At 46.4% G+C, this 1,877-nt stretch carries 2 protein-coding genes; both read left to right on the top strand.

Annotated elements, in window-relative coordinates; genetic code table 11:
- The first annotated feature begins 164 nt into the window (after window positions 1-164).
- Complete coding sequence (locus H6S82_RS31580) at window positions 165-581, top strand: DUF2267 domain-containing protein (protein WP_190465316.1); 417 nt, start codon at window positions 165-167, stop codon at window positions 579-581.
- A 73-nt stretch (window positions 582-654) separates the two neighbouring features.
- The gene (locus H6S82_RS31575) at window positions 655-1,755 is read left to right on the top strand and encodes a DJ-1/PfpI/YhbO family deglycase/protease (protein WP_190465315.1); all 1,101 of its coding nucleotides are present in this window, start codon (window positions 655-657) and stop codon (window positions 1,753-1,755) included.
- Window positions 1,756-1,877 lie beyond the last annotated feature (122 nt).

The raw sequence follows: 1,877 nt of genomic DNA, 5'->3' as shown, positions 1-1,877 counted from the left end.
CCAGTTTAAATACGATAAGAAAAACCGATCTATCACTTTAGAGCGAAATTTTTTTATCACTTTGGAACGACGAGATTGCAGTCCTGTCATGCCTAACCTGGAGAAGAGATCGAACGACATCTAACAGGTGTTGTTAAGCGCAGACATTCATTTCTGAGGATGCCATGAACCGCGACGAGTTCATTAAACACGTTCAAAGTATAGCTCAGGTCGGTTCGCGTGAAGAGGCAGAGCGTGCTATTCGCGCCACCCTAGAAACGATCCGCGATCGCATCGTAGGCGATGAAGCAAAAGATTTAGCTTCACAACTGCCATCTGAGTTTAAACAGTTTTTGCAAGGTAGAGAGGGAGAGAACGGTCAGCACTTGTCTCTGCAAGAATTCTATCAGCGCGTCAGCGAAAAAGAATGTGTAGACCCGGTTACAGCAGCGACTCACGCCCACGCTGTTTTCTCGGTGTTAAACTCAGCAATTACGCCCGGTGAATTTGCCGATCTTCGCGCTAATTTTTCTGACGATTACAGCGATTTACTGCCAGCCCCAAGCCCAACATCAGAGGTAATCTCAGGGACAGGTATGTAGAACAATGGCAGATTGGAAAAAACTTCAATTTGCCATCACAAGTTTGAAATTTCAAATAATTTGAGGAAATTGCATGACACATCACAATAATCACGGTAGCAATAAACGAGTTGCAATTTTAATAGAAACAGGCGTTGAAGATGCGGAATTTCAAGTGCCTTACAAAGCCCTACAAATGGCGGGATTCGATGTAGTTGTACTTGGCTCCCGCATGAACAGCACCTATGTGGGCAAACAGGGCAAACTTTCCATGCAACCCGATGCAACAACCACGGAAGCACGTCCTGAAGAATTCGATGCAGTCGTTATTCCTGGCGGTTTGGCTCCTGACACGATGCGTACCAACCCCAATACGGTGAAATTCGTGCAGGATGCAATGAATCGAGGAAAACTGATTGCTGCTGTTTGCCACGGGCCACAAGTTTTGATTGAAGGCGATCTGCTCAAAGGCAAAAACGCCACCGGCTTTATATCGATTCGCAAGGATATGATTAACGCTGGTGCTAACTATATTGATGAGCCGCTTGTTGTCGATGGCAATTTAATTACATCCCGTCGTCCAGGAGATTTGGCAATTTTTACAACAGCAATTCTCAGCCGCCTCGGTTATGGCGGGAAAGAAGTCGATCTGCCAAATGAAAATGATGTCACAGCAGAATGGTGGAAAATTGCCAACGCTTGGGGTGGCTCGACTAAGGGCGATATTGTTAAAGCTTTGAATACCGCGCTAGCAGGCGAACGTTATTCGAGCGAAGCTTTTCAGCAGTACGTGGAAAAGTCATCCGATCGCGAAATCAAAGCCCTTCTCGAAGATACGATCGCTAACAAAAAACAACACATTCAAATGCTGGAAGAACGGCTGAATACACTGGGCGAAAAACCATCAATACCCGCCCAAGCAGCTGACACTTACGCCAAACTAAAAACTTCCCTACAAGGTAGCGATGAAATGGCAATGCTGCGTCGCGCACTCGGCGATATCCAAACGGCTGTTGTTGACACTTTCCAACTTCGCAATCAGTTAACCGACCCGGTGACAACTGAAATATTCAGCCAAATCGAAATCGATCACGCTAAATACGAACAACATTTCGCGCAACTCTACCGTAATCGGTTGGGATCGGAAATTGCTAAACCCGCCAAACCTACCACCGCGCCAGCTGTCGGTGTGTAAGAAAGGGGTTAGGGGTTAGGGAAGAGGGAAGAGGGGAAAGGGAAAAAGGGAAAAGGGGGAAAGGGGAAAAGGGAAAAGATTTATTCTCCCACTCCCAATACTGCTCGGTTAAGCATTTTTTG

It is taken from the genome of Planktothrix sp. FACHB-1355 (assembly GCF_014748295.1).
In the GTDB taxonomy this organism is placed as follows: Bacteria; Cyanobacteriota; Cyanobacteriia; order Cyanobacteriales; family Aerosakkonemataceae; genus Aerosakkonema; species Aerosakkonema funiforme_A.
This window is presented reverse-complemented; position numbering and strand designations above follow the sequence as displayed.

Coding starts and splice junctions, on each gene's coding strand:
- H6S82_RS31580 (WP_190465316.1), top strand. CDS start 165: ATGAACCGCGACGAGTTCATTAAACACGTTCAAAGTATAGCTCAGGTC.
- H6S82_RS31575 (WP_190465315.1), top strand. CDS start 655: ATGACACATCACAATAATCACGGTAGCAATAAACGAGTTGCAATTTTA.